Origin of the sequence: Cellulomonas septica (assembly GCF_012396155.1) — a bacterium.
Classification (GTDB): Bacteria; Actinomycetota; Actinomycetes; order Actinomycetales; family Cellulomonadaceae; genus Cellulomonas; species Cellulomonas septica.
The window spans coordinates 1-6429 of record NZ_JAAXOY010000154.1; the positions used below are offsets into that span (position 1 = coordinate 1).

The following is a 6429-nucleotide window of genomic DNA, read 5'->3' on the forward strand; positions in this document are numbered from 1 at the left end:
GGGGTCGGCCAGCTCCACGCGCACGCCGCTGCGCACCCACCCCCGCAGGCACACGTGCGCGCGCGCGTTGAGGCGCGGCCCCAGCTCGGTGCGCAGCGCGTCCGCGTCGAGCACCGTGACGGCGCCCAGCAGCGCCACCGGGATGTGCGCACGACCCGCGCGCAGCACGCCGTCGCGCACCGAGACCGTCGGCGTGAGCAGGACCGCGGCGGTGAGGCCGCCCGCGAGGGCGACGAGCGCCACGACGACCGCCAGCACCGCGTCGACCGGCACCAGCACCACGCCGAGCATGAGGGTGAACGCCACGAGGAGCGTCCACCCCCACGGGCCGAGCCACAGCCGCTCCGACCAGACCGGTCCCGGGACGGGTGCGGACGACGGACGCGGAGCGGTGCCAGGCATGCCCCCAGCATCCCATCCCGGCGAGGTAGGGTCGGGCCCCGTGACCGCCGAACCGCCCGTCGAGGTGCTGCTCCTCCGGCTCGACCCGGACCTGCCCGCACCCTCCTACGCGCACCCGGGCGACGCCGGCGCGGACCTCGTGACGCGCGTCGACGTGGTCGTCCCGCCGCAGGGTCGGGTGACCGTCCCGACGGGTGTCGCGATCGCGCTGCCGGACGGCTACGCCGCGTTCGTCCACCCGCGCTCGGGGCTCGCCGCCAGGCACGGGCTCACGATCGTCAACGCGCCCGGCACGGTCGACGCGGGCTACCGCGGCGAGATCGCGGTGACGCTGCTCAACACCGACGTCGAGCACGCGCTCGAGCTGCACCGCGGCGACCGGGTCGCGCAGCTCGTCGTCCAGCGCGTCGAGCGCGCACGGTTCGTCGAGGTCGAGCACCTGCCGGGGTCGCACCGCGGCGACGGCGGGTTCGGGTCGAGCGGTGGCTGGAAGGTTGCGCACACGGGCTGACCGGTGCCGGGACGCCGCCGCGACCGACTAGGTCGCGGTCCGGCGCAGGACTACTGTCGAGAGTGACGGCGCGCACGGGTGCGCCGGGAGGAGAGTGTCGTGGGTCTGTTCCGACGCGGCGGCAAGGACACGGCCGCCGACGAGGTCGTCGAGACCGAGTCCGTCCCGCTCGACGAGCCGGGCGACGCGGAGCCGTCGGCACCCGCCCGCACCGCGGGCCCGTGGGACGAGTCGGAGGTCACCGACGACATCCCGCGCGTCGACCTCGGTGCGATCCGGCTGCCCGGGCTGCCCGGCATGGAGCTGCGCATGGAGATCGACAAGGCGACGAACGTGGTGTCCGCCGCGTCCGTGCTCCTCGACGGGTCGTCGCTGCAGGTCCAGGCGTTCGCCGCACCGCGCTCCGAGGGCATCTGGGACGAGATCCGCGAGGAGATCGCCGAGTCGGTGACCGCCCAGGGCGGGTCCGTCGACGACATCCCCGGGCCGTTCGGCCGCGAGCTGCTCGCGCGGCTCCCCGTCAAGACGCCCGAGGGGCGGACCGGCCACCGGCCGGCGCGCTTCATCGGCGCCGACGGGCCCCGCTGGTTCCTGCGCGGCGTCATCACGGGCAAGGGCGCGGTCGAGCCGGGCGCCGCGGAGGCGCTCGAGCAGCTGTTCGCCCGCATCGTCGTCGTGCGCGGCACCGAGGCCCGCCCGCCGCGCGACCTGCTCGCCCTCAAGCTCCCCGGCCCGGCGCAGGCCCCCGCGGAGCCCGCCGCCGAGAAGCCCACGTTCGACCCGCTGACCCGCGGACCGGAGATCACGGAGATCCGATGACGCTCAAGGAGCGCATGCGCAAGGTCGTCGCGTCGCAGGCCGAGATCGAGGCCGACGAGGAGCGCGCCGACGCCCTGCGGTCGGTCGGCTGCACGCCGGTCGAGCAGCTCGCCGACCGCACGCGCGCGAGCGTGTCGGGCGTCATCCGCTCGGTCGTGCTGCGCCCGCGCGAGGGCGTCCCGGCGCTCGAGGCCGAGCTGTACGACGGCAGCGGCACGCTCGACCTGGTGTGGCTCGGCCGGCGGGAGATCGCCGGCATCGCGCCGGGGCGCCGCGTGCGCATCGAGGGGCTCGTGTGCCAGGTCGACGGCCGGCGCACGGTGTTCAACCCCAAGTACGAGCTGCGTCCGCGGCCGGGGGAGTGACGTGACGGAGGAACCGCGGCACGCCGCCGACCCGGCCGCCGCGGAGCGGCCCCTCGACGTCGTCGACGACGTCGTCCAGCCCGAGGAGGGCGGCACCGCACGCGGCCTGCGCGCCGTCACGGCGGACGAGTTCTCCGCGCTCGACGCGATGGGCGGCGTCCGGGGGATCGTCGAGTCGGTCGCGCCCGGCCTGCTGTTCGTGGTCGTCTACCTCGTCTCCGGGCAGCGCATGACGCCCGCGCTGGTCGCGGCCGGTGCGGCCGCGCTCGTCGCCGTCGTCGCCCGGCTCGTGCAGCGCACGCCGGTCACGCAGGCCTTCGCGGGCGTCGTCGGCGTCGGCATCGGCGTGTTCTGGGCCGTGCGCACCGGCCAGGCGGAGGACTACTTCGCGTACGGCCTGTGGACTAACGTCGCGTACCTCGTCGGGACGCTCGTCTCGGTGCTGGTCGGGTGGCCGCTCGTCGGGATCGTCGCCGGGCTGTTCGCGAAGGACGGGCCCGTCGCGGGCGGGTCCTGGTCGGCGGCCGTCGCGTGGCGGCAGGACCGCGAGCTCCGGCGGCGCTACACGCTCGCGACGTGGCCGATCATCGTCGTGTTCGCGCTGCGCCTGGGCGTGCAGGTGCCGCTCTACCTCTCGGCCGAGGTCGCGTGGCTGGGCACTGCGAAGCTCGTCATGGGCGTCCCGCTGTTCGCGCTGGCCCTCTGGATCAGCTGGCTGCTGGTCCGCGGGTCAGGAGCAGGTCGAGCGCCTTCTCGTCCGCGTCACGACCCGTGACGAACAGCAGCTCGTCGCGTCCCTCGAGGGTGTCGTCCGGGCTGGGGGCGATCGGGCGCGCGTCGCGCACGATGCACGCGAGGACCGTGTCGGCGGGCCAGTCGATCTGACCGAGGCGCACGCCCGCGAGCGGCGAGTCGTCGGGCAGCGTGATCTCGAGGATGTCCGCGCGCGACTGGTGGAACGTGAAGATCCGCACGAGGTCGCCGACGGTGACGGCCTCCTCGACCATCGCGGTCATGATGCGCGGCGTCGACACGGCGACGTCGACGCCCCACGCCTCGTCGAACATCCACTCGTTCTTCGGGTTGTTGACGCGCGCGACCGTGCGCGGCACGCCGAACTCGGTCTTCGCGAGCAGCGAGATGACGAGGTTGGCCTTGTCGTCGCCCGTCGCGGCCACGACGACGTCGCACTCGTCCGCGCGCACCTCGCGCAGGGTCGGCAGCTCGCACGCGTCGGCGAGCAGCCAGTCGGCGTCCGCGACCTGCGCGACGCGCATCGCGGACGGCTGCCGGTCGATGAGCGTGACCTCGTGGTCGTGCCCGAGGAGCTCGCGCGCGATCGAGCGGCCGACCGAGCCGGCACCCGCGATGACGACCCTCACTCGGTCACCGCCGGGGCGTGCGTGAGGGTCCGCTCGACGAAGGCCGCGTCGTCGGCCCGGTACAGCGCGTGCACGATGTCGTTCTCCTGCAGGACGGTGTCCGGCGCCGGCAGCACGCCGTCGCCGTAGCGGGTGAGGTAGGCGATGCGCACGCCCGCGGCCTCCTCGAGCACGCGCAGCGGGCGCCCGATCCAGCCGTCGTGGACGTCGACCTGGGCCAGCTGGATCTGGCCCGACGGGTCGCGGTACTCGTCGGTCGCGCCCATCGGCAGCAGCCGGCGCAGCACCTGGTGCGCGGTCCAGCGGACGGTCGCGACGGTCGGGATGCCGAGCCGCTGGTAGATCTCGGCGCGGTGCGGGTCGTAGATGCGGGCGACGACGTTGTCGATCCCGAACGTCTCGCGCACGACGCGCGCCGCGAGGATGTTCGAGTTGTCGCCGTCGGACACCGCGGCGAAGCCGAACGCGTCCTCGATGCCCGCCTGCGTGAGCGTGTCGCGGTCGAAGCCCATGCCGGTGACCTTGTTGCCGCCGAAGTCCGCGTCGAGCCGGCGGAACGCGTCGGAGTTCTGGTCGATGACCGCCACGGAGTGGCCGTTGTCCTCGAGCGACTGCGCGAGCGACGCGCCGACCCGGCCGCAGCCCATGATCACGAAGTGCACAGGGCGTCACGCTATACCCGTGACGCCGTCCCGGTGAGCCGACGACCTGCGGGACCACCGGATGGTGCTGCGGGGTCACGGCGGGCCTAGCATCAGACATCGTGTCGGATCTCGCGGATGCCGCCAAGCGACTCGTCCTCGGACGTCCCGTCCGGAGCGACCGCCTCGGCCACACGCTCCTGCCGAAGCGGATCGCCCTGCCGGTGTTCGCGTCGGACGCGCTGTCGTCGGTGGCGTACGCGCCCGACGAGATCCTGCTGACGCTGTCGCTGGCCGGGCTGTCGGCGCTCGTCATCTCGCCGTGGGTCGGTCTCGCTGTCGTGGTCGTGATGATCACGGTGGTCGCGTCGTACCGGCAGAACGTGCACGCCTACCCGTCGGGCGGCGGCGACTACGAGGTCGCGAACACCAACCTCGGCCCGAACGCGGGCGTGACGGTCGCGAGCGCGCTGCTGGTCGACTACGTGCTCACCGTCGCGGTGTCGATCTCCTCCGGGGCGCAGTACGCCGCGACGGCGTTCCCACCCCTGCGCGGGCACGAGGCCGTCTTCGCGATCGGGCTGGTCGTGCTGCTGACCATCGCGAACCTGCGCGGCGTCAAGGAGTCCGGGAGCGCGTTCGCGATCCCGGTCTACCTCTTCATGTTCGCGATCGGGTCGCTCGCGCTGTTCGGCGCGATCCGGTACTTCACCGGCTCGCTGCCGCTCGCGGAGAGCGCGGGCTTCGACGTCGCGCCGGAGGCGGGCTTCGACCAGGGGCTCGCGGGCCTCGCCGGCTTCTTCCTCATCCTGCGCGCGTTCGCGTCGGGCTGTGCGGCGCTGACCGGTGTGGAGGCGATCAGCAACGGCGTCCCGGCGTTCAAGAAGCCGAAGTCGAAGAACGCGGCGACGACGCTCGCGCTGCTCGGCGGGCTCTCGATCGTCATGATCATGTCGATCCTGCTGCTCGCGCAGGCGACGCAGGTGCGGTTCGCGCAGGACCCGTCGATCCAGCTGCTCGAGGACGGCGTGCCGGTCGGCGACGACTACGTGCAGCACCCCGTCATCAGCCAGCTCGCCGACTCGGTCTTCCAGGGCATCCCGGTGATGTTCGTGCTGGTGTCGGTCGTGACGGGCCTGATCCTCGTGCTCGCCGCGAACACCGCCTTCAACGGCTTCCCGGTGCTCGGGTCGATCCTGGCGCGCGACGGGTACCTGCCGCGGCAGCTGCACACGCGCGGCGACCGGCTGGCCTTCTCCAACGGCATCGTCACGCTCGCGGCCGCGGCGATCGCGCTGATCTGGGCGTTCGACGCCGAGGTCACGCGCCTCATCCAGCTCTACATCGTCGGCGTCTTCGTGTCCTTCACCATCAGCCAGACGGGCATGGTGCGGCACTGGACGCGTGCGCTGCGCACCGAGCCGAACCCGTCCGTCCGCAGCCAGATGAAGCGGTCCCGGGTCATCAACACGATCGGCCTCGCGATGACGGGGACGGTCCTCGTGATCGTGCTCGTCACGAAGTTCACGCACGGCGCGTGGATCGCGATCCTCGCCATGGTCGCGGTGTACGTGCTCATGAAGGGCATCAACAAGCACTACCAGCACGTGCGCGCCGAGCTCGCGCTCGGCGAGGACGCCGACGCGCACCGGGCGCTGCCGAGCCGCGTGCACGCGATCGTGCTCGTGTCGCACCTGCACCGGCCGACGATGCGCGCGCTCGCGTACGCGCGGGCGTCGCGACCGCAGCTGCTCGAGGCCGTCACGGTGGGCGTCGACCCCGAGGACGTCGACGCGCTGCGCGCGCAGTGGGAGTCGATGAACCTGCCCGTGCCGCTGCGCGTGCTGGACTCGCCGTTCCGCGAGATCACGCGGCCGGTGCTCACGTACGTGCGCTCGATCCGCCGCGAGAGCCCGCGCGACCTCGTCGTCGTGTACATCCCGGAGTACGTCGTCGGGCACTGGTGGGAGCAGCTGCTGCACAACCAGAGCGCGCTGCGGCTCAAGGGGCGCCTGCTGTTCACGCCGGGTGTGGTGGTCGCGTCGGTGCCGTGGCAGCTCGCCTCGACGGAGGGGCAGACGGGTCTCGAGGACCCGGTGCGGGGTACGGTGCCGCGTGGTTACTGAGACGACGGAGGCCGTGGGCGCGGTCGTGGAGCTCGAGGTCGGGCCGGTCGCGCACGGCGGGCACTGCGTCGCGCGGCACGAGGGGCGCGTCGTGTTCGTGCGGCACACGCTGCCCGGCGAGCGCGTGCGGGCGCGGCTGACGGACGCGGGGGAGACCGCGAAGTTCTGGCGCGCCGACGCGGT

General features: G+C 73.2%; 9 protein-coding genes. 6 read left to right on the forward strand and 3 right to left on the reverse strand.

Annotated elements, in window-relative coordinates; genetic code table 11:
* Positions 1 to 402: DUF3093 domain-containing protein (locus HGA02_RS07915; protein ID WP_168678564.1), on the reverse strand; the 402-nt coding region annotated here is incomplete at its 3' end.
* Between HGA02_RS07915 and dut the strand changes: the two genes are divergently transcribed.
* The 4 genes from dut to HGA02_RS07935 all read left to right on the forward strand — a co-directional run bounded on the left by dut (position 401) and on the right by HGA02_RS07935 (position 2872).
* A complete protein-coding gene (gene dut / locus HGA02_RS07920) occupies positions 401 to 913 on the forward strand; it encodes a dUTP diphosphatase (protein WP_210728308.1) in 513 nt (170 codons plus the stop codon). The genes HGA02_RS07915 and dut overlap by 2 nt on opposite strands.
* A gap of 99 nt (positions 914 to 1012) precedes the next feature.
* Positions 1013 to 1732, forward strand: a complete 720-nt coding sequence (locus HGA02_RS07925; protein ID WP_168678566.1) for a DUF3710 domain-containing protein — start codon at positions 1013 to 1015, stop codon at positions 1730 to 1732.
* Complete coding sequence (locus HGA02_RS07930) at positions 1729 to 2097, forward strand: OB-fold nucleic acid binding domain-containing protein (protein WP_168678567.1); 369 nt, start codon at positions 1729 to 1731, stop codon at positions 2095 to 2097. The genes HGA02_RS07925 and HGA02_RS07930 overlap by 4 nt, the downstream gene beginning before the upstream one ends.
* A 1-nt stretch (position 2098) precedes the next feature.
* Positions 2099 to 2872 carry a DUF3159 domain-containing protein gene (locus tag HGA02_RS07935; RefSeq protein ID WP_168678568.1) on the forward strand — a complete coding sequence of 258 codons (774 nt, stop codon included), beginning with the start codon at positions 2099 to 2101 and terminating at the stop codon, positions 2870 to 2872.
* Here the strand turns inward: HGA02_RS07935 and HGA02_RS07940 are convergent.
* Both HGA02_RS07940 and HGA02_RS07945 read right to left on the reverse strand, forming a co-directional pair.
* Positions 2805 to 3479 (reverse strand): potassium channel family protein, encoded by a 675-nt coding sequence (locus tag HGA02_RS07940; RefSeq protein ID WP_162352156.1) that lies wholly within the window; start codon positions 3477 to 3479, stop codon positions 2805 to 2807. The two genes, HGA02_RS07935 and HGA02_RS07940, sit on opposite strands and share 68 nt — an antisense overlap.
* Positions 3476 to 4126 carry a potassium channel family protein gene (locus HGA02_RS07945; RefSeq protein WP_168678571.1) on the reverse strand — a complete coding sequence of 217 codons (651 nt, stop codon included), beginning with the start codon at positions 4124 to 4126 and terminating at the stop codon, positions 3476 to 3478. The genes HGA02_RS07940 and HGA02_RS07945 overlap by 4 nt, the downstream gene beginning before the upstream one ends.
* A gap of 116 nt (positions 4127 to 4242) precedes the next feature.
* On the opposite strand from HGA02_RS07945, the gene HGA02_RS07950 reads away from it, so the two are divergent.
* Positions 4243 to 6246, forward strand: a complete 2004-nt coding sequence (locus HGA02_RS07950) for an amino acid permease (protein WP_168678569.1) — start codon at positions 4243 to 4245, stop codon at positions 6244 to 6246.
* Positions 6236 to 6429: TRAM domain-containing protein (locus HGA02_RS07955; RefSeq protein ID WP_168678570.1), on the forward strand; the 194-nt coding region annotated here is incomplete at its 3' end. The genes HGA02_RS07950 and HGA02_RS07955, both read left to right, overlap by 11 nt.

What these genes read in the sequence shown, in the direction of transcription:
- dut (WP_210728308.1), top strand. Translation starts at nt 401, where the DNA reads ATGCCCCCAGCATCCCATCCCGGCGAGGTAGGGTCGGGCCCCGTGACC.
- HGA02_RS07930 (WP_168678567.1), top strand. Translation starts at nt 1,729, where the DNA reads ATGACGCTCAAGGAGCGCATGCGCAAGGTCGTCGCGTCGCAGGCCGAG.
- HGA02_RS07945 (WP_168678571.1), bottom strand. Translation starts at nt 4,126, where the DNA reads ATGGGCTGCGGCCGGGTCGGCGCGTCGCTCGCGCAGTCGCTCGAGGAC.